The sequence below is a fragment of the Microvirga sp. jy35 genome (assembly GCF_056148915.1).
The window spans coordinates 113,546-132,009 of sequence record NZ_JBWBEW010000014.1; the positions used below are offsets into that span (position 1 = coordinate 113,546).

Sequence of the window (18,464 nt, forward strand, 5' to 3'; positions counted from 1 at the left end):
CGCCCCGGCTTCCGTCATGGCCGTCCCCGGACTTGATCCGGGGACGGCCATCCCGCTTCTGTGAAACACGGCGCTTCAAGCAATCGAGATCACCGGCACAAGGCCGGTGACGACGTAAGGAGGGCCGCCGCTCCTTGGTGAGCCAGACTCTGAGGGGATTGCGTCAGCAATCCGTCTCGAAGGACGCGGGTTGAGATTGGTGCACGAGAAGCTCAGGCGAGCCTGTACGACTCGATCTCCTCGAAGCCATGAGAGCGGTAAAGCCGGAGCGCCCCGGAGGGATTGTCCGAGTGGACCTTCAGATCGACGAAGGCAGCACCCTTCTCCTGGAAGGCCTGGAACACCTGATTCAGGAGCGCGGAGCCCAGGCCGTTGCGTCGCATTGATGGAGCGACGGCCAGGTCCTTCACGAAGGCGCCCGTCCAGCACTGCGCCACGCCGACGATCCCGCCTCGCTCGTCCGCTGCAACGAAGACCAGGACCGGATCGTATTCCGAATTATCCCGCAGGCTCGGCCACCAGATCGCGAACGGCTCCACAGTGCCGCCGCCGTTTTCATAGGCCTTGACGAGCAGCGCATGAACCTCCTGCGCATGCCGCTCCGGCTCGAACGGGACGAGCCGGACCCCAGCGGGCCAGACCGGCTCCGGCACGGGATCTGCCAGGGAGCGTCGCATGCGAATAACCAGGCGTTCGGTCATGGGTTTGTCTACTCTCCGGACCGGAGCGCCGCCGCGGCGCCCACCGTGCCGACCACGGCAGCGATCAGCGACAGGGCGACGAGCACCAGGAACGGCGTCGCGAAGGGGATCGTCCCGCCGAGAGCCGCGTTGGCGGCGGAGACCCCGAAGATCAGGGTCGGAATCATGAAGGGCAGGACCAGGATGGCGAGAATCAGGCCGCCCCGCCGCAACGACGAGGTGAGCGCCGCACCGACCGCCCCGATGAAGGTGAGCGCGGGGGTGCCCACTAAAAGGGTCGCCACTATGGCGAGCATGGCCTCGGGCGAGAGCGCCACGAGGAATCCTAAGAAGGGCGCCGCGAGGGCCAGCGGCAGGCCTGTCACGAGCCAATAGGCTACGACCTTGGCCAGCACCACGATCTCCAGCGGCGCATGGGACAGGCGCAGAAGATCGAGCGACCCGTCCTCCTGATCGGCCTGGAACAGCCGGTCGAGGCCGATGAGCGTGGCGAGCAGGGCCGCGATCCAGAGGATCGCCGGGCCGATCCGTGAGAGCAGGTTAAGATCCGGCCCGAGCGCGAAGGGAATCAGCGTCACGATCATCAGGAAGAAGATGAGCCCCATGACGCCCGAGCCGCCTACGCGGGCGGCGAGCTTCAGGTCGCGGACGAGCAGGGCGTTGAAGGATTTCAGCATGGGCCCTCTCCCGCGGAGGGGGGAGGGCTTTGGGTGCGCTCGATCCTGATCTCCTTGGCGTCCTTCAGGAACAGCGGCGAATGGGTCGAGGCCGCGATCATGCCGCCGGCCTCCCGGTGGCTTTCCAGAATCAGGCGCAGGGTTTCCTGGGAGGCGGTGTCGAGGGCCGAGGTCGGCTCGTCGAGAAGCCAGAGCGGCCTGTGCGCCACGAGCAGCCGGGCCAGCGCCACCCGGCGGCGCTGGCCTGCCGAGAGATAGGTCACAGGCAGGCGGGCCGCATGGGCCAGCCCCACCGCCTCGAGCGCCTCGCGGGGCTTCAGGGCCGGGCTTCCCAGGAAGTCGCGGGCGAACTGCAGGTTCTCCTCGGCGGTGAGCGCGGCCTTCAGGGCATCCCGGTGGCCCACATAGTGCAGGCACTCAGGTAAAGTCCGCTCGCCGGCATCGTCCAGGAGAACCACGCCTCCTGCCGCCGGCAGGCGCCCGGCCAGGATGTCGAGGAGGGAGGACTTGCCGGCCCCGTTGCGGCCGGTGATCACCAGGGCCTCGCCGGCTGAGAGCGTGAAGGAGACGCCCGCGAAGATGCGCCGCTCCCCCCGCTCGCAGGCCAAATTGTTAACGCTCAGACGCAAACCCTTGAACCCCTGCCCTCATTGCACCCCAGAACCGTTCTAAACCGTGTAGCGGGATGGTTGGAAATGATCTATAGCACCCGTGGCTGCGCCGCGCGCCAAGGCGTCCAATCCGCCTCGCGCGCTTCTCCCCTGTCCGGGCACCCCCGGAGCGGCGCGCGCTTATCGCGCTTTCGGCCGAACACATGTTCGTAACCCAAATGCACGCGAGGATTCGCCGTGACGCTCAACAACAGCTTCAATGCCCGCCAGACCCTCCAGGTCGGTGACAAGTCCTACACCTACTACTCCCTCGTGGAGGCCGAGAAGAACGGCCTCAAGGGCGCCTCGAAGCTGCCCTTCTCCATGAAGGTGCTGCTCGAGAACCTTCTGCGCTACGAGGACGGCCGCACGGTCACCAAGGCCGACATCGAGGCCGTGGCCGCCTGGCTCGACAACAAGGGCAAGGCCGAGAAGGAAATCGCCTACCGGCCCGCCCGGGTTCTGATGCAGGACTTCACCGGCGTTCCCGCCGTGGTGGATCTGGCCGCCATGCGCGACGCCATGAAGAACCTCGGCGGCGACCCGCGCAAGATCAACCCGCTGGTGCCCGTCGACCTCGTCATCGACCACTCGGTGATCGTGGACGAGTTCGGCACCCCCAAGGCCTTCGACCGCAACGTGGAGCTGGAATACCAGCGCAACGGCGAGCGCTACCGCTTCCTCAAGTGGGGCCAGACGGCGTTCGAGAACTTCTCCGTCGTGCCTCCCGGCACCGGCATCTGCCACCAGGTCAACCTGGAGTTCCTGTCCCAGACCGTGTGGACCCGCAAGGACACCGCCACGGGTGAGGAGACCGCCTACCCGGACACCCTGGTGGGCACCGATTCGCACACCACCATGGTCAACGGCCTCGCCGTTCTCGGCTGGGGCGTGGGCGGCATCGAGGCGGAAGCCGCCATGCTCGGCCAGCCGGTCTCCATGCTCATCCCCGAGGTCATCGGCTTCAAGCTCACCGGCAAGCTCCGTGAGGGCGTGACCGCCACCGACCTCGTGCTCACCGTCACCCAGATGCTGCGCAAGAAGGGCGTTGTCGGCAAGTTCGTGGAATTCTACGGCCCCGGCCTCACCGACATGACGGTGGCGGACCGCTCCACCATCGGCAACATGGCTCCCGAATACGGCGCCACCTGCGGGTTCTTCCCCGTCGATGCCAAGACCATCGACTATCTGCGCACCACGAGCCGCACGGACGAGCGCGTTGCCCTCGTCGAGGCCTACGCCAAGGCGCAGGGCATGTGGCTCACCCCCGACATGGCCGACCCGGTCTTCACCGACACCCTCGAGCTGGATCTTGGCGACGTGGTTCCCTCGCTCGCCGGCCCCAAGCGCCCGCAGGACCGCGTGACCCTCGACACCTCCAAGACCGAATTCCTCGGCGCCATGGAGAAGGAGTTCCGCAAGGCCGGCGAGATGGGCAAGCGCGTGAAGGTGGACGACGCCAACTACGATCTCGGCCACGGCGACGTGGTGATCGCGGCGATCACGTCCTGCACCAACACGTCGAACCCGAGCGTGATGATCGGCGCAGGCCTGCTCGCCCGCAACGCGGTGAAGAAGGGCCTGACCTCCAAGCCGTGGGTGAAGACCTCGCTCGCGCCCGGATCGCAGATCGTCGAGGAATATTTCAGGAAGGCGGGCCTGCAGGGCGACCTGGATGCGCTCGGCTTCAACATCGTGGGCTTCGGCTGCACCACCTGCATCGGCAATTCGGGCCCGCTGCCGGAGAACGTCTCGAAGGCGATCAACGACAACGATCTCGTGGCCGTGTCCGTGCTCTCGGGCAACCGCAACTTCGAGGGCCGCGTGAACCCGGACGTGCGCGCCAACTACCTCGCCTCGCCTCCCCTGGTGGTGGCCTATGCGCTCGCCGGCTCCATGCTGGTGGATCTCGTCAACGATCCGCTGGGCACGGGCTCGGACGGAAAGCCGGTGTACCTGAAGGACATCTGGCCCTCGTCCGTGGAAGTGCAGGAGTTCATCGACCGCACGATCACGAGCGAGCTGTTCAAGAGCCGCTACTCGGACGTGTTCTCGGGCGACGAGAACTGGAAGAAGGTCACCTTCGAGCCGGGCCTCACCTATGAGTGGGACATGGGGTCCACCTATGTGCAGAATCCGCCCTACTTCGAGGGCATGACCAAGGAGCCGAAGCCCGTCACGGACATCCTGAACGCGCGCATCCTCGGCCTCTTCCAGGACTCGATCACCACCGACCACATCTCGCCCGCAGGCAATATCCGAGCAAGCTCGCCGGCCGGCGAATACCTGCAGTCGCATCAGGTGCGGGTGGCCGACTTCAACCAGTACGGCACCCGTCGCGGCAACCACGAGGTGATGATGCGCGGCACCTTCGCCAACATCCGCATCAAGAACCAGATGGTTCGTGACGAGAGCGGCCACGTGGTCGAGGGCGGCTACACGATCCATCACCCGTCGGGCGAGCGGATGTTTATCTACGACGCCGCCATGCGCTACAAGGACGAGGGCGTTCCGCTCATCGTGCTTGCGGGCAAGGAATACGGCACCGGCTCGTCCCGCGACTGGGCGGCCAAGGGCACCAACCTGCTCGGCGTTCGCGCCGTGATCGCCGAGAGCTTCGAGCGCATCCACCGCTCGAACCTGGTCGGCATGGGCGTGGCCCCCTTCGTGTTCGAGCAGGGCACGTCCTGGGAGACGCTCGGGCTGAAGGGCGACGAGACCATCACCATCAAGGGCCTCGCCGGCGACCTGAAGCCGCGCATGCGCATGGAGATGGAAGTCACCTCGTCTGATGGCTCGGTGAAGCGCGTTCCGGTCCATTGCCGCATCGATACGCTGGAGGAGGTCGAGTACTTCCGCAACGGCGGCATCCTGCACTACGTCCTGCGCCAGCTCGCGGCGTAAGGCACATCGTGAAACGCCCGCTCTCCGGACGAGGAGCGGGCGCCGAAAGCAAGCGGGGCGCTCCAGCGATGGAGCGCCCTTTTCGTATCCGGCAAGCAGGCAGGGAAGGTCCCCGCCCGTGACCGGAGCCTGACCGGTCCGACCCTCCTCCTCTCTCCGTGAGGCTCCGCCTGCGGACTCGACGGAGCCTGCCTTCCGTCGACAACGTGAGGCCACCGCGATCGATGCGGATTGGAACAGGCATTTGGCCATTGCGTCGTTTTGGCCTGCCCGCGACCCTGTTCTTTCGTTCAAGACGCCACGCTTTCACCACCGGTCTTCCCATTTCGTTAAGGCGCCGTTAACCCTTCCACGCGGAAACTGAATTCATTGCCTCTCCTGCCCTTTCGGCCAAAGCCATGAGCGACCTTCTCGTCAGTATCCGTCACGCGAAGCCCGATGATGCGGCTTCCCTGTCGAAGGTCTTCGATGCGGCCTGGCGGGAGGCTTATTCCGGCATCATCCCCGGTGTGACCCTCGAGAAGATGTTTTCCAGGCGCAGCGAGCACTGGTGGCGCTCCACCGTGTCCCGCGGGCGTCCGCTCGTGGTGCTGGATATCGGCCAGGGCGCGGTGGGCTATGCCTCCTATGGGCGCTGCCGCGACCGGTCGCTGCCTGCGAACGGCGAGATCGACGAGCTCTACCTGCTGCCGGAATACCAGGGCATCGGCTTCGGGCGACGCCTGTTCAACGTGGTGCGCAACGACCTCCGGCACCGGGAGCTCGACAAGATCGTCGTCTGGGCCCTGGAGGACAACACCCGCGCCTGCGCCTTCTACGAGGGCATGGGCGGGCAGAGGGTCGCCCGGGTCGAGGAGCGCATCGGCAGTACGCCGCTCGCCAAGCTCGCCTATCTCTTCCGCTGAGGGCATTTGGGCCTAGGCAGGGTCTCCTTTCGGCTAAAACCCCTAAAAATCCAGCCTTCGGTCCTTGTTGCCCGGGCCTGCTCCGGCTAGTGAAGCGTCCAAGCTTCCGTGAGCGGCCCTTCGGCTGTCGGCCTCAAGCCGCTCTCAAGTCCAGCTTCTGCCGCATTTTCACCGGTGTCACGGCGTCCCCTTCAAGCACGGGACGCCTCGCCTGCGAGGATGCTCAAGCCTTGTTCCGGAGAACAGCTCTATGCGCCTTGACGCGATCAAGATTGGAAAGAACCCGCCGGACGACGTGAACGTCGTGATCGAAGTGCCGATCGGCGGCGAGCCCATCAAGTACGAGATGGACAAGGAATCCGGTGCCCTCGTCGTGGACCGCTTCCTCTATACCGCCATGCGGTACCCCGGAAACTACGGCTTCATTCCCCACACCCTGTCGGGCGACGGGGATCCCTGCGACGTGCTCATCGCCAACACCCGGGCCATCATTCCGGGTGCCGTCATGAACGTGCGCCCCGTGGGGGTTCTCGTGATGGAGGACGACGGCGGCCAGGACGAGAAGATCATCGCCGTTCCGTCGAGCAAGCTGACCCAGCGCTACGACCGGGTGGCTAACTACACGGACCTGCCGGAGATCACCATCAAGCAGATCGAGCACTTCTTCGAGCACTACAAGGATCTCGAGCCCGGCAAGTGGGCCAAGATCATCCGCTGGGGCGATGCCGAGGAGGCCAAGCGTCTGATCATCGAGGCGGTCGAGCGCGCCCAGAAGTAGGGCTCCGCTTCCCGCACCTGAAACGATGAAGGCCAGGCAAATGCCTGGCCTTTTCCGTGAGCGCTACCCGGCCGGGACAGGGGAAGCCGGGTCCGTGCTGCGGTACTCCGCCCAGGCCTGCCGCAGGATCTGCACGGCGGACGACAGGAACAGGCCCGCCATGAGGCCCGCCACGATCAGGTCGGGCCAGGCGCTTGCGGTCAACCACACCGCCCCCGCGGCCCCGGTGACGACGATGTTGCCGATGGCGTCGTTGCGCGAGCAGAGCCAGACCGAGCGCACATTGGCATCGCCGTCCTTGTAGCGCATCAGCAGGAGCACGCTGGTCACGTTCGCGGCCAGCGCCAGGAGCCCGATCACGCCCATGATCTCAGCCCTCGGCAGGCCGAGGATCAGCACGTGGTAGAGGGTCGAGCCCAGCACCCAGGCTCCCATCAGCGACAGGCTCAATCCCTTGAACAGGGCCGCGGTGGCGCGGGTGCGAAGCGACGCGCCGATCACCGCGAGGCTGAGCCCGTAGGTCACCGTGTCGCCGAGGAAGTCGAGGGCGTCGGCCTGCAGGGCCTGCGAGCGGGCAAGATGCCCTGCCACGATCTCGGTGACGAACATCGCCGCGTTGATGAGGATCACCGTCCACAGCACCCGCTTGTAGCGCGGATCGACCCCGTCGAAGACCGGCACGCCGCCATGACAGCCGCAGGCTTCCTCCGCGGCGGCGGGAGCGGCCGGACGAGCCTCGTGTGCATGTGGGTGGTGCTGCCCATGCGCATGATGCTCATGAGAGGAGCAGCACGCTCCATGCCCGTGGCTGCACGATTCGCTCATCCGATTCTCCTTTTCCCTCATCTGGAGACCACCGTACAATCTCTAGCGACTGGAGGTTCAAGAGGAAAAATGACGGATCTGTCGATCGGGGATTTGTCGCGCCAGGTTGCCGTGAAGGTGCCGACCATCCGCTATTACGAGCAGATCGGCCTTCTGCCAGCCCCGCCGCGCACGGAAGGCCGCCAGCGCCGCTACGGACCCGAGGACGTGTCGCGCCTGCGCTTCATCCGGCATGCGCGGGATCTCGGCTTCGACGTGGAGGCGATCCGGGAACTCCTGAGCCTCAGCGTCCGGCCCGACGAATCCTGCGGGCCGGCGGACCGGATCGTGCTGCGGCATCTGGAGAGCGTGGAGCGCCGCATGGCTCAGCTGGCGCTCCTGCGCGCCGAGCTGCGGCACATGCTGGAGGATTGCCGGCATGGTCCGGTGCGGGAATGCCGGATCATCCAGGTCCTGGCCGATCACGACCAATGCCGGCATGAGCATGGAAAGGTCGGTTAGGGCGCCTGAACAGGTCAGATCACGAAGAAGTCCTTGTGATTGATCTTCAGGCCCTTGCTGAGATTGGCGAACTGGATCGCCTTGGCCGATCCGGACCCGTCCGGGTCGTAGAACAGGGCTCCGCCTTCCTTGTAGTAGAGGATGCGGTCGTCCCCGTCCTTGAATTTGTTGCCGGTGACGAAGGCCTTGCTCGACAGGGCGCCCTTGGCGATCTTGCTGAAGATCTTGCGCGACAGGTGGACGACGTCGTCCGTCGGGCTGAAGTCCTGGATGTAGTCGAGGTTTGATTTCGCATTCGGCTTCTGATCGAACACGAAGACGTCCGCGCCGGTCCCGCCGACGAGGGTATCGCTTCCCGTGCCGCCCGTGAGCGTGTCGTTGCCGATCTGGCCGAAAAGCACATCGTTGCCGCCCAGGCCGAAGAGCCGGTCGTTGCCGGACTCGCCTGCCACCTGTTCGTTGCCCGCCGTGCCGAAGCGCACCAGCGGGGTCGTCTCGACGACGTTGCGCACGGCGATGGTGAAGGTCTCGGTGAGGATGCCGCCGTACTTGTCCTCGGCCTTGATCGTGATGGTGTGCTGCGCCGCGGTCTCGTAATCGAGCGCCCTCGACAGGACGAGCTCGCCGCCGTTCAGGCCGAAATAGCCGCCCGGGTTCGACACGAGGCTGAAGGTCAGGGCATCGCCATCCGGGTCGGTGCCCCGGGGGGATCCCAGGACTGAGCCCACCGCCTTGTCCTCGAATAAGGATGTTCCCGACAGGGAGATATCCGTCGGGCTGGCGTTGGTGAGAGCGACGGTTTTGTCGGAAAACTTCACCAGACGCACATCCTTGAGCGTGTCGGTGCCGTCCCGTGCGGCTCCTCCGACAGTGTCGGCAACGAGGATGGTGCCAGAGGCCGTATCGGGTGTGATCGTGTACTCCGTGCTCGCGCCGAAAAACACGGCCATGTCCTGACCCGCGCCGCCATCGAGCGTGTCGTTGCCTCCGCCCCCCTTGAGGGTGTCGTCTCCGCCGTTGCCCACCAGCCGATTGCCCGCAGCATTGCCGGTGAAGACATCGGCATTGGAGCCGCCCTCCAGGTTCGTGATCCCGATCAGGATGTCGACGCCGGCCCCGACGGTGGTCTGGCCATCCGATCTGCTGAGATCGGCCCTCACCCCGGCAGAGCCGGAATAGCGGACCGTATCAATGCCGCCCCCGCCCACGAGGCTGTCGTCGCCTGCGCCGCCCTCGAGCGTATCATCGCCGGCGCCGCCCTCGATGGTGTCGTTTCCGGCTCCACCCTGGAGGCTATCGTTGCCGTCACCACCCTTGAGGCTGTCGTTGCCGGTGCCGCCGTCGAGCGTATCGCTGCCGGCGCCGCCATCGAGCATGTTGTCGGCCGCATTGCCGGTGAGCCTGTCGTCGGAGGCGCCTCCGACGAGATTCTCGATGTCGATGAGGGTATCGATGCCTTGCCCGCCGCCGACGGCCTGCGCCGTGGTCTTGTTGAGATCGATCGTCACACCAGCGGTAGCCTCGGCATAATCCGCCGTGTCGATACCACCGCCGCCAGCGATGGTATCATTGCCGGCACCGCCTGCGAAAATCTCCGATCCCGCTCCGCCATAGGCGATGTCGTTGCCGAGCCCGAGCTTGATGATCCCGCCGGTCGCAGAGCCACCGATGCCGTTATAGAAATCGTCTCCGGCACCCAGATCCATGAGGACGGCGCCGGCTACAGCGGTTGTAGTCTTAAGCGTGCCTGTATTGATGATCTGCTCGCTGCCGGCATTGCCCTGGATGGCGATTCCGGTGGCCGTGATCGTGCCTTCATTGGTCACGGCGCGTGATGTGCCCAGCAGTTCGAGGCCGATGGCCTGTCCGGTGACGATCCTGCTCTTCCGGATCAGGAGGTGATCCGTGTTTGTCGCCCCAATGGCCGCTCCGTTGCCGCCCGTGACGTCAAGATCGATGATGACCAGGTCGGCCCCGGATGTCTCGCCGCTCGCAGGCAGGGGATTGGCGGCGTCGTAGATCTGAATGGGCATGGGGCATCCGCAGCTTGACGGTAAGAAGATGCCCGAACCCTACATTATCACGTACCCAAAAGTAATTACCTCGCAGCTCGGATTCGGAGGTACCTCTAAAGGGACTCGCCCCTGAGCAGGCGCGGCGGCTCCCGTCCCGTGAGGCCGGCCGCCTCGCGGATGAAGAAGCGCTTGAGGCCCGGCATCCGGTCGACGAGGCCCAACCCCAGGTCGCGGATCAGGCGCACGGGCAGGACGTCGTTGGAAAACAGCCGGTTCAGGCCATCCGTCACCACCCCCATGGCGGTGATGTCGGTGCGGCGCGCCCGCTCGTAATCGTCGAGCACGTCGGCCGCGCCGGGATCCATGCCGAGGCGCATGGCATCCGTGATGATCTCGGCAAGCGCCGCCGCATCGTGCAGGCCGAGGTTGAGCCCCTGGCCGGCGATGGGGTGGATCACATGAGCGGCATCGCCCAGGAGCGCAAGGCGATCGGCGTTAAACCTCCGCGCCACCCCGAAGGACAGGGGAAAGGCCTGCGGCTTCGTCTCGAAGGAGAGTTTTCCGAGCTGCAGCCCGAAGCGGCGTTCGAGTTGGGTCAGCAGATCCTCGGGATTCGATTCGAGCAGGGCCGGCACGTTCTCGGCGCGCTCGGTCCAGACGATGGAGGAGCGGTGCTGCAGGCTGCCGTCCGCCCGCGGCTCGGCCTTGAGGGGCAGGATGGCGAAGGGGCCGGAGGGCAGGAAATGCTCCACCGCCCGGCCCTCGTGGTCGCGCTCGTGGGCGATGGTGGCCACGATGCCGGATTGCCGGTAGGGCCACGAGATCCAGCCGATCCCCGCCTGCTCGCGCAGGCGCGAGCGCCCGCCGTCGGCGGCCACCAGCAGGGCGGTCGGCAGGGTCTCGCCCCCGGTCAGGGTCACGTCCGTGCGGCTGCCCTGGACGGCAAAGCTTTCCACGCCCTCGGGCCTCAAGTCGACGCCGGCCGTGCGGCAGGCCTCGAGCAGGGCGGCCGTCAGGTCCCCGGCCGTGATCATGTGGGCGAAGGGCTCCCGCCCGTCCACCTCGCCCGCGAAGGTGAGAAAAGTCGGGCGCACCGGGTCCTGCAGGCGGCTGTCGGTGATCACCATGTCGTGGATGGGCTGGGCGCGCTCCGCCACCTGGTCCCACACGCCGAGCGCCGTCAGCATCCGGCGCGCGGCCGCCGCGATGGCATAGGAGCGCTTGTCCCCGTGCGGATCGCGCTTGAGAGCCGGATCGCACATGACCACGTCGAGGCCCTCAGCAAGGGCCTGCTTGAGGGCCAGAGACAGGGACAGCCCAGCGAGCCCGCCGCCTGCAATGACGATGCGCGGTTGTGTTGAGCCGGCTGCTGCGCTCATCGCTCCATCTCCCTGCCTCAAACGTTATAGGTGGGTGTCAGCCAATCATTGACCAGCGTCAAGCTTGACGTGTCGCAGCCGCTCCCCGATGGATGACCGTTCGTGATCACAGGATTGTTTAAAACCCATGTCCCGCGCCGTCACCGACCTCCTCTCCATCCTCGACCTCGAACAGCTCGAAGTGAATCTCTTTCGCGGGCAGAGCCCCAAGAGCGGCTGGCAGCGGGTGTTCGGCGGGCAGGTGATCGGCCAGGCGCTGGTGGCCGCGACCCGTACGGTGGACGGGCGCCATCCCCATTCGCTTCACTGCTACTTCATGCTGCCGGGCGATCCCAAGGTCCCGATCATCTACGAGGTCGACCGCATCCGCGACGGCAAGAGCTTCACCACCCGCCGGGTTCTGGCGATCCAGCACGGGCAGGCGATCTTCTCCATGTCGGCTTCCTTCCATCTGGAGGAGGACGGCTTCGCCCATCAGGCCGAGATGCCCAAGGTGCCGGGCCCGGACGAGCTCCCCAGCGAAGAGGAGGTGAAGGGCGGCCTGATCCTCAAGATGCCGGAGCCCATGCGCACCTATTACGAGCGCGAGCGGCCGCTGGAGATCCGGCCCGTGGAGCTCAACCGCTACATGTCCCGCGATCCGGGCGAGCCGCGCTTCCATGTGTGGATCAAGACCACCGGCCGCCTGCCGGACGATCCGGCGATCCATCAAAGCGTGCTGGCCTATGCGTCCGACATGACGCTGCTGGACACCTCCCTCATTCCCCATGGCCGGACGGTGTTCGAGCCCGAGATCCAGCCGGCGAGCCTCGACCACGCCATGTGGTTCCACCGTCCCTTCCGGGCCGACGAATGGCTGCTCTATGCGCAGGATACGCCCAACGCCGGCGGCGCCCGCGGCCTGTCGCGCGGCCTCATCTTCCGGCAGGACGGAACCCTGATCGCCTCCGTCGCCCAGGAAGGCCTGATCCGCGAGCGCCGCCGTTGAAGCAGCCCTCCTCCCCCTTGTGGGGAGGAGTTGGAGGTGGGGGTGTGAGCGTTACGCTGATCCAGTTCAGCGCCGACACCCCCCGGCCGCGCTGCGGCCACCCCTCCCCACAAGGGAGAGAAGGGGTCAGCACTAGGAGCTGACGAGCCAAGCTCCCGCTTCATGCCCACAATTTCATCAATCTGCCCACTTTCCATCCAAATCGCCGCTGCCTCGAAAAGAGGCAGCGTTCTGTCGCCATGACCGGACAGGCTTGGCATGATCCTTGCCTAAAGACCCCCGACACCCGGACCTGGAGCCGGGTTCACGTTGGAACCGTCGCCCGCGCTCGGGCAGACGCAATAAAGGGGGCCTGACCCATGAAGATTGTGATGGCGGTCATCAAGCCGTTCAAGCTGGAGGAGGTGCGCGACGCGCTCACCGGCCTCGGCGTGCACGGCCTCACCGTGACCGAGGTGAAGGGATACGGGCGGCAGAAGGGCCACACGGAAATCTATCGTGGCGCCGAATACGCCGTGAGCTTCCTGCCGAAGCTGAAGATCGAGGTGGCTGTGCCGAGCGAGCTGGTCGACCCGGTGATCGAGGCGATCACGGCTTCTGCGCGCACGGGCCAGATCGGCGACGGCAAGATCTTCGTCACCTCCCTCGAAAAGGCGGTCCGCATCCGTACGGGCGAGACCGACGGCGACGCCCTTTAATCCTCTTTTTTGCTGATTTTTTGAGGTTCGATCCAATGACGTTCCGTCCTCTTCTCCTGCCGGCGCTCGGTGCGCTGGGTATAGGTCTTGCCGCCCTCGATCCCGCCCTGGCGCAGGAGGCCGCTGCCGCGGCTCCGACCGTCAACAAGGGCGACACCGCCTGGATGCTCGTCTCGACGATCCTGGTGATCCTCATGACGATCCCGGGGCTGGCCCTGTTCTATGGCGGCCTCGTGCGCACCAAGAACATGCTCTCCGTGCTCATGCAGGTCTTCGCGGTGTTCTCCCTCGTGGGCATCCTTTGGGTCACTTACGGCTATTCGCTCGCCTTCACGTCCGGCGGCGAGGGGATGCTCGGCGCCATCATCGGCGGCTTTTCAAAGGCCTTCCTCGCCGGCGTGACCACGGATTCCACCGCCGACACCTTCACCAAGGGCGTGGCGATTCCGGAATTCACCTTCATCGCCTTCCAGCTCACCTTTGCCGCCATCACCCCGGCCCTGATCGTCGGCGCCTTCGCCGAGCGCATCAAGTTCTCGGCCGTGATGCTGTTCACGGGCCTGTGGCTGACCTTCGTGTATCTGCCCATCGCTCACATGGTGTGGTTCTCGGAAGGCTATCTCTTCGGCCTCGGGGCGCTGGACTTCGCGGGCGGCACCGTCGTTCACATCAACTCGGGCGTGGCCGGCCTCATCGGCGCCCTGCTCATCGGCAAGCGCATCGGCTATGGCCGCGACCTGCTTGCCCCGCACTCGCTGACGCTCACCTTCGTCGGTGCCTGCCTGCTGTGGGTCGGCTGGTTCGGCTTCAATGCCGGCTCGAACCTGGAGGCCACGGGCGGCGCGGCGCTGGCGCTCCTCAACACCATCGTGGCGCCGGCTGCAGCCGGCCTCGCCTGGATGACCGTGGAGGCGCTGGCCAAGGGCAAGGCCTCGCTGCTCGGCATCGCGTCGGGCGCGGTGGCAGGACTTGTCGCCATCACGCCGGCCGCCGGACTGTCCGGCCCCATGGGCGCCATCGTGCTCGGCCTCGTGGCGGGCGCGGTCTGCTACTTCGCGGTCACCGGCGTGAAGAACGCGCTCGGCTATGACGATGCGCTGGACGTGTTCGGCATCCACGGCGTCGGCGGCATCATCGGGGCCATCGGCACCGGCATCGTGGCGGCTCCGTCCCTCGGGGGCTACGGCGTCGGCGAGTACGCGATCGGCGGCCAGCTGGTGACGCAGGTCATCGCCGTGGTGGTGACCCTGGTCTGGACCGGCATCGGCTCCCTGGTGCTCTTCAAGATCACCGACGCAGTCGTGGGCCTGCGCGTCACGCACGACCAGGAACGCGAAGGCCTCGACCTCGCCGACCATGGCGAGCGCGCCTACAACTACTGAAGAACAGCCTTCCAGAGGCACAAACGGAAAAGCCCCGGTCATAGACTGGGGCTGTTTTTTGCTACCGACTCAGTGGTCATCCCGGATGGAGCGCAGCGAAGATCCGGGATCGCGTGCAGGATCTGGCTTTATTTCCCTCCCCCTTGTGGGGAGGAGGGCTCTTGCGCCAATCTCGTCCAGCGATCCCGGGTTCTGCTGCGCAGCCCCGGGATGACGCTGATCAATTACCCGTTCTTCACCAGCTGCCGCAGCTTTGCGCGCCGCGTCTCCTCCGGCTCCTGGAAGTTGGACGTGCCGTAGAACTCGCCCTTGCTGTCCATGAGGAACAGGGTGGCCGAGTGATCCATGGTGTAGCCGCCGTCGGTCGGCACCTTGCGGTAATAGATCTTGTAGGCCCGTGCGGCCGCGGCGATCTCCTCTTCCGTGCCGGTGAGGCCGACGATGCGCGGATCGAAGGAGGCGAGATACGTCTTCATCAGCTCCGGCGTGTCGCGCTCCGGATCGACCGTGATGAAGGCGGCCTGCAGGCTCGAAGCATCCCGGCCGAGGGCAGCCATGTCCTGGGTCAGGTCGTAGAGCGTCGTCGGGCAGACCTCCGGGCAATGGGTGAAGCCGAAGAAGACCACAAAGGGCTTTCCCTTGAGGTTCTCCGGGGTGAAAGGCTTGCCCTCGTGGCTCGTGAGACGGAACGGACCGCCGATCGGCACCTTGCCGGCGCTCTGCTGCGACCCCGAGGGGAAGAGAAGCAGGCCCGCCGTGGCGACGAGCACCAGGAGCCCCGTCGTGAAGACGAGGAGCGGCACGAGAAGACGTTTCGGATTCATCGCTGCCTCCTTAGTGCTTGTGCTCGGCGGCGGCAGCCCCGCCCATGCCGCGCACCGTGTATTCCACCTCGACGGGACCCGCCTTCTCGAAGGTGAGCGTTCCCTTCAGGGTCTGGCCCTCCTTCAGCGGCTCCTTCAGGTCCATGAACATGAGATGGAGCCCGCCCGGCTTCAGTTCGACTGTGGCGCCGGGCTTGATCTCGAGCCCGCCCTCCACCGGCTTCATGCGCATGACGTCGCCCTCGAGCTTCATCTCGTGCACCTCGACCTTGGCGGCGAGCGGAAACGAGCCGCCGGTGAGCCGGTCGGGCGCCGTGCCCGAATTGGTGATGCGCACGTAGCCGCCGCCCACCTTGGCACCGCCGGGGGTAGCGCGCGACCAGGGCTGCTCGAGGGTCAGGGACCCTGCCTTCACCGGGGTCGGTGCAGCACCTGCTGCCGCCGCGATCCTCACGCCGGGGGCGGGCGATTTGAGGCTGTGCGGATCCTCGCCGGCGGCAGGCACCTGCGTCCATTCCTCGGCCACGCCGTCGCATTCCTGCACCACGGGGAAGAAGACCGTGGCGCCCGGCTGATAGGCATCGGTGAACCGGGCCTGGAACACGAACTCGTCGTAGTGGCCGTCGTCGAGGGAGCCGGTCCAGACGATGTCGGTCACGCCCTCGGACACTGTCTCGCCATGAAACTGGTAGGCGCGCACATAGGCCCCCTTGGCGGTCTCGAGCTTCCAGCCCGCCTTGGGCATGGGTTTGACCGCCACGATCCCTTCCGGGATCCGGACGCGCACCTTCAGGGTCGGCTTGCCGGCGCATCCATGCGGGATGCGCAGGGTGGCCTTGTAGGTGGAATTGGGCGTCGCCTGCCCGTTCTCGAAAGTCACATGGGCGAGGGCGGGAGAAGACATGGCGACGAGGGCGGCAGCAAGCGCGCCGAGGCGGGACGAAGTCATGGATGTCAGTCCTTGCAGAATTGGGAGTCGAAAGCCGGCGATCAGCCGAGGCGCGGAGGCGCGCGCGATCCCAGAGGCAGGACGTTGGAGGTGAGCCGCAGGTGCGGCGGGTCCGCAGTGCGGACGCTTGCGACGGCAACAGGTGCGATGCGCCCGAGGATCGTTGCCACGGGGACCGGACCTGCCGGCCCCGAGCCGTGGCAGCTCAGGCTGCAGCAGAGATTTTCATGGGCCTGCGCGGGGGAATGGTCGGGCGCGGGCGAGCCGTCCTGAAGGCAGATGATCGCCTGCGGCTGGGCAGCCGCCGCCGCGTGGACGGCGCCGCTCGCGGACAGCAGCAGGGCCTGCAGGACGAAGGCATAGGCCATCACCGCCGCAATAGTGGCGCGCGTCCAGCCCTGTGCCGAGGTCCTGCGTCTCATGGCCGGGACACTGATCTTTTGTCCGGCAGACGTCAACCGCGCAAAAGGCCACTGGAACGCTGAGCTGATGAGTGGCTCCTCCCCTCCCCTTGTGGGGAGGGGTGGCTGCGGCAGCGGGCGGGGTGGGGGTGTGAGCGTCAAGGATTCAGAACGTGGCGCTGACACCCCCACCTCCAACTCCTCCCCACATGGGGGAGGAGGGCTCGTTGAACTTCCCCCAAAGGTAAGAGCCACTTTTCCCCACCCGATGCACTTACGGTTAAAGGACCCTTAACCCGCCCGCGCTAGCATCCAGGCAATAGTGTCTCGTCCTATGGTTTTTTAGAGTGGTTTGATGCGCGCGGCCCGCCGTTCTTCTTCCGCCTATGATGGCCTCTTCAGTGCCTTGAGAGCCTTCCTGGCCCGCCGGGCCCAGGAGCTGACGGGCCTGTGCCTGATCGCCTTCGCGGGCGCGGTCGCCGTGGCGCTGGCCACCTGGTCGGTGGACGATCCGAGCCTGAACAACGCCACCGATCTGCCCGTCCGCAACCTCATCGGCTGGCCCGGCGCCATCGTGGCCGATCTGTTCATGCAGCTCGTAGGCCTGGGGGCCATCGCGGCCGTGCTGCCCCTGGCGCTCTGGGGCTGGCGGCTCATGAAATCGGGCGAGCTCGGTCGCATGCAGCTGCGGCTTGCCCTCTGGGTCATCGGTGCAGGCGCCGCCACGGCTCTGGCCAGCGCCCTGCCCCCGACCCAGAGCTGGCCCCTGCCCACGGGCCTCGGCGGCGTGGTCGGCGATGCGATCCTGGCCGGCGCCAAAGCCATCACGGGGCTGTCCAGCGGCTCGGCCAGCGCGGTGCTGGGCTTCCTGTTCGCAGGCGTCGCCATCTTGAGCCTCTCGGCGGCCTGCGGCCTCGGTCCGGCGGACGAGAGGCACCGCGAGGAACCGGAGGAAATCGAGGATCCCGTGCCGGTCCGCCGCCGCAGAATCCAGGACTGGGACGAGGCGGAGGAGATCGGCCACGACGAGCCGGGCTGGGGCATCGTGTCCCTCGGGGCCCTGGCCCATGGGGTCATGAGCCTGCGCGCCAGCGCCCGGCGCTGGAAGGAGGGCCGCAGCGCCGCTGCCGACGAGGATTACGACAACGCGCCCGCGCCTGTGAAGCGCTCCGCCCGCCAGCCCGGCCTGCGCCGCGAGCCCGTCCTCGACGGCGCGCCGGCACGCCCGCGCCCGGCGCCGGCTTCCGTTCCGATGCATGACGACGATGAGGCCCCCTGGGACGAGGACGACGCTGCCCCGGCCCGGGCTGCCGTCAGGCCCGAGCCTGCCCCGGCCCGCGTCGGCCCCGTGCCGGCCGCCCCGAAGCCGGGCCAGCGCATGGCGCGCGAGGCGCAGCCTTCGCTGCTCGATGAAGAGAATTACCAGCTGCCCCAGCTCGGCCTGCTCGCCGAGCCCAAGCGCCCGGCCGGTCCCACGATCTCGGCCGACGCCCTGGAGCAGAACGCCGCCCTGCTGGAGAGCACGCTCGAGGATTTCGGCGTCCGCGGCGCCATCTCCAAGGTCAATCCCGGTCCTGTCGTGACGTTGTATGAGTTGGAGCCTGCGCCTGGGACGAAGTCGTCGCGGGTGATCTCGTTGGCCGACGACATCGCCCGCTCCATGAGCGCGGTCTCGGCCCGCGTGGCCGTGGTGCAGGGCCGCAACGCCATCGGCATCGAGCTGCCCAACCACAAGCGCGAGACCGTCTACCTGCGCGAGCTCCTGGCCAGCCAGGACTTCGAGACCTCCAAGCAGAAGCTGGCGCTGTGCCTCGGCAAGACCATCGGGGGCGAGCCCGTCATCGCCGATCTCGCCCGCATGCCGCACTTGCTGGTCGCCGGCACCAC

Annotated in this window: 17 protein-coding genes; 8 read left to right on the forward strand and 9 right to left on the reverse strand. The window is 66.5% G+C overall.

Annotated features, from left to right (window positions below):
• Positions 1-212 precede the first annotated feature (212 nt).
• Genes AC0QTX_RS13560 through ccmA form a run of 3 tightly spaced genes read right to left on the reverse strand, consistent with a single transcriptional unit; the run spans position 213 to position 2,007 of the window.
• Entirely contained in the window at positions 213-701 is a 489-nt protein-coding gene (locus AC0QTX_RS13560) for a GNAT family N-acetyltransferase (RefSeq protein WP_474604350.1), read from the reverse strand.
• A gap of 8 nt (positions 702-709) precedes the next feature.
• A complete protein-coding gene (ccmB, locus tag AC0QTX_RS13565; RefSeq protein ID WP_474604351.1) occupies positions 710-1,378 on the reverse strand; it encodes a heme exporter protein CcmB in 669 nt (222 codons plus the stop codon).
• Positions 1,372-2,007: a heme ABC exporter ATP-binding protein CcmA gene (gene ccmA, locus AC0QTX_RS13570; RefSeq protein ID WP_474604352.1), complete on the reverse strand. Its 636-nt coding sequence runs from the start codon at positions 2,005-2,007 to the stop codon at positions 1,372-1,374. The genes ccmB and ccmA overlap by 7 nt, the downstream gene beginning before the upstream one ends.
• Positions 2,008-2,226: 219 nt before the next feature.
• Between ccmA and acnA the strand changes: the two genes are divergently transcribed.
• From acnA to ppa, 3 genes are all read left to right on the forward strand, one after another.
• Entirely contained in the window at positions 2,227-4,932 is a 2,706-nt protein-coding gene (gene acnA / locus AC0QTX_RS13575) for an aconitate hydratase AcnA (protein ID WP_474604353.1), read from the forward strand.
• A gap of 398 nt (positions 4,933-5,330) precedes the next feature.
• The gene (locus tag AC0QTX_RS13580; RefSeq protein WP_474604354.1) at positions 5,331-5,837 is read left to right on the forward strand and encodes an N-acetyltransferase family protein; all 507 of its coding nucleotides are present in this window, start codon (positions 5,331-5,333) and stop codon (positions 5,835-5,837) included.
• A gap of 250 nt (positions 5,838-6,087) precedes the next feature.
• Positions 6,088-6,615, forward strand: a complete 528-nt coding sequence (gene ppa, locus AC0QTX_RS13585) for an inorganic diphosphatase (RefSeq protein ID WP_474604355.1) — start codon at positions 6,088-6,090, stop codon at positions 6,613-6,615.
• A 63-nt stretch (positions 6,616-6,678) separates the two neighbouring features.
• Here the strand turns inward: ppa and AC0QTX_RS13590 are convergent, their stop codons facing one another.
• Positions 6,679-7,440, reverse strand: coding sequence for a cation efflux transmembrane domain-containing protein (locus tag AC0QTX_RS13590; protein WP_474604356.1), 762 nt, complete (start codon positions 7,438-7,440; stop codon positions 6,679-6,681).
• Between the two features lie 69 nt (positions 7,441-7,509).
• Between AC0QTX_RS13590 and AC0QTX_RS13595 the strand changes: the two genes are divergently transcribed.
• On the forward strand, positions 7,510-7,941 hold the full coding sequence (locus AC0QTX_RS13595) for a MerR family transcriptional regulator (RefSeq protein ID WP_474604357.1): 432 nt from the start codon (positions 7,510-7,512) through the stop codon (positions 7,939-7,941).
• Positions 7,942-7,955: 14 nt separating this feature from the next.
• Here AC0QTX_RS13595 and AC0QTX_RS13600 read toward each other — a convergent pair whose 3' ends face one another.
• Both AC0QTX_RS13600 and AC0QTX_RS13605 read right to left on the reverse strand, forming a co-directional pair.
• Complete coding sequence (locus tag AC0QTX_RS13600) at positions 7,956-9,974, reverse strand: M10 family metallopeptidase C-terminal domain-containing protein (protein WP_474604358.1); 2,019 nt, start codon at positions 9,972-9,974, stop codon at positions 7,956-7,958.
• A 95-nt stretch (positions 9,975-10,069) separates the two neighbouring features.
• Positions 10,070-11,335: a ubiquinone biosynthesis hydroxylase gene (locus AC0QTX_RS13605; protein WP_474604359.1), complete on the reverse strand. Its 1,266-nt coding sequence runs from the start codon at positions 11,333-11,335 to the stop codon at positions 10,070-10,072.
• Positions 11,336-11,462: 127 nt separating this feature from the next.
• Between AC0QTX_RS13605 and tesB the strand changes: the two genes are divergently transcribed.
• The 3 genes from tesB to AC0QTX_RS13620 all read left to right on the forward strand — a co-directional run bounded on the left by tesB (position 11,463) and on the right by AC0QTX_RS13620 (position 14,403).
• Complete coding sequence (tesB, locus tag AC0QTX_RS13610) at positions 11,463-12,323, forward strand: acyl-CoA thioesterase II (RefSeq protein ID WP_474604360.1); 861 nt, start codon at positions 11,463-11,465, stop codon at positions 12,321-12,323.
• A 359-nt stretch (positions 12,324-12,682) separates the two neighbouring features.
• A complete protein-coding gene (locus AC0QTX_RS13615) occupies positions 12,683-13,021 on the forward strand; it encodes a P-II family nitrogen regulator (protein ID WP_201862167.1) in 339 nt (112 codons plus the stop codon).
• Positions 13,022-13,056: 35 nt separating this feature from the next.
• Entirely contained in the window at positions 13,057-14,403 is a 1,347-nt protein-coding gene (locus AC0QTX_RS13620) for an ammonium transporter (RefSeq protein WP_474604361.1), read from the forward strand.
• A gap of 224 nt (positions 14,404-14,627) precedes the next feature.
• Here the strand turns inward: AC0QTX_RS13620 and AC0QTX_RS13625 are convergent, their stop codons facing one another.
• The 3 genes from AC0QTX_RS13625 to AC0QTX_RS13635 are packed head-to-tail and all read right to left on the reverse strand — an operon-like array spanning position 14,628 to position 16,598.
• Positions 14,628-15,227, reverse strand: coding sequence for an SCO family protein (locus AC0QTX_RS13625; RefSeq protein WP_474604362.1), 600 nt, complete (start codon positions 15,225-15,227; stop codon positions 14,628-14,630).
• A 10-nt stretch (positions 15,228-15,237) separates the two neighbouring features.
• On the reverse strand, positions 15,238-16,176 hold the full coding sequence (locus AC0QTX_RS13630; RefSeq protein WP_474604363.1) for a DUF1775 domain-containing protein: 939 nt from the start codon (positions 16,174-16,176) through the stop codon (positions 15,238-15,240).
• Positions 16,177-16,217: 41 nt separating this feature from the next.
• On the reverse strand, positions 16,218-16,598 hold the full coding sequence (locus tag AC0QTX_RS13635) for a hypothetical protein (protein ID WP_474604364.1): 381 nt from the start codon (positions 16,596-16,598) through the stop codon (positions 16,218-16,220).
• A 334-nt stretch (positions 16,599-16,932) separates the two neighbouring features.
• Here AC0QTX_RS13635 and AC0QTX_RS13640 point away from each other — a divergent pair.
• Positions 16,933-18,464: DNA translocase FtsK 4TM domain-containing protein (locus tag AC0QTX_RS13640; protein ID WP_474604365.1), on the forward strand; the 1,532-nt coding region annotated here is incomplete at its 3' end.

What these genes read in the sequence shown, in the direction of transcription:
- AC0QTX_RS13560 (WP_474604350.1), bottom strand. Translation starts at nt 701, where the DNA reads ATGACCGAACGCCTGGTTATTCGCATGCGACGCTCCCTGGCAGATCCC.
- ccmB (WP_474604351.1), bottom strand. Translation starts at nt 1,378, where the DNA reads ATGCTGAAATCCTTCAACGCCCTGCTCGTCCGCGACCTGAAGCTCGCC.
- AC0QTX_RS13580 (WP_474604354.1), top strand. Translation starts at nt 5,331, where the DNA reads ATGAGCGACCTTCTCGTCAGTATCCGTCACGCGAAGCCCGATGATGCG.
- ppa (WP_474604355.1), top strand. Translation starts at nt 6,088, where the DNA reads ATGCGCCTTGACGCGATCAAGATTGGAAAGAACCCGCCGGACGACGTG.
- AC0QTX_RS13590 (WP_474604356.1), bottom strand. Translation starts at nt 7,440, where the DNA reads ATGAGCGAATCGTGCAGCCACGGGCATGGAGCGTGCTGCTCCTCTCAT.
- AC0QTX_RS13595 (WP_474604357.1), top strand. Translation starts at nt 7,510, where the DNA reads ATGACGGATCTGTCGATCGGGGATTTGTCGCGCCAGGTTGCCGTGAAG.
- AC0QTX_RS13600 (WP_474604358.1), bottom strand. Translation starts at nt 9,974, where the DNA reads ATGCCCATTCAGATCTACGACGCCGCCAATCCCCTGCCTGCGAGCGGC.
- AC0QTX_RS13605 (WP_474604359.1), bottom strand. Translation starts at nt 11,335, where the DNA reads ATGAGCGCAGCAGCCGGCTCAACACAACCGCGCATCGTCATTGCAGGC.
- tesB (WP_474604360.1), top strand. Translation starts at nt 11,463, where the DNA reads ATGTCCCGCGCCGTCACCGACCTCCTCTCCATCCTCGACCTCGAACAG.
- AC0QTX_RS13615 (WP_201862167.1), top strand. Translation starts at nt 12,683, where the DNA reads ATGAAGATTGTGATGGCGGTCATCAAGCCGTTCAAGCTGGAGGAGGTG.
- AC0QTX_RS13620 (WP_474604361.1), top strand. Translation starts at nt 13,057, where the DNA reads ATGACGTTCCGTCCTCTTCTCCTGCCGGCGCTCGGTGCGCTGGGTATA.
- AC0QTX_RS13625 (WP_474604362.1), bottom strand. Translation starts at nt 15,227, where the DNA reads ATGAATCCGAAACGTCTTCTCGTGCCGCTCCTCGTCTTCACGACGGGG.
- AC0QTX_RS13630 (WP_474604363.1), bottom strand. Translation starts at nt 16,176, where the DNA reads ATGACTTCGTCCCGCCTCGGCGCGCTTGCTGCCGCCCTCGTCGCCATG.
- AC0QTX_RS13635 (WP_474604364.1), bottom strand. Translation starts at nt 16,598, where the DNA reads ATGAGACGCAGGACCTCGGCACAGGGCTGGACGCGCGCCACTATTGCG.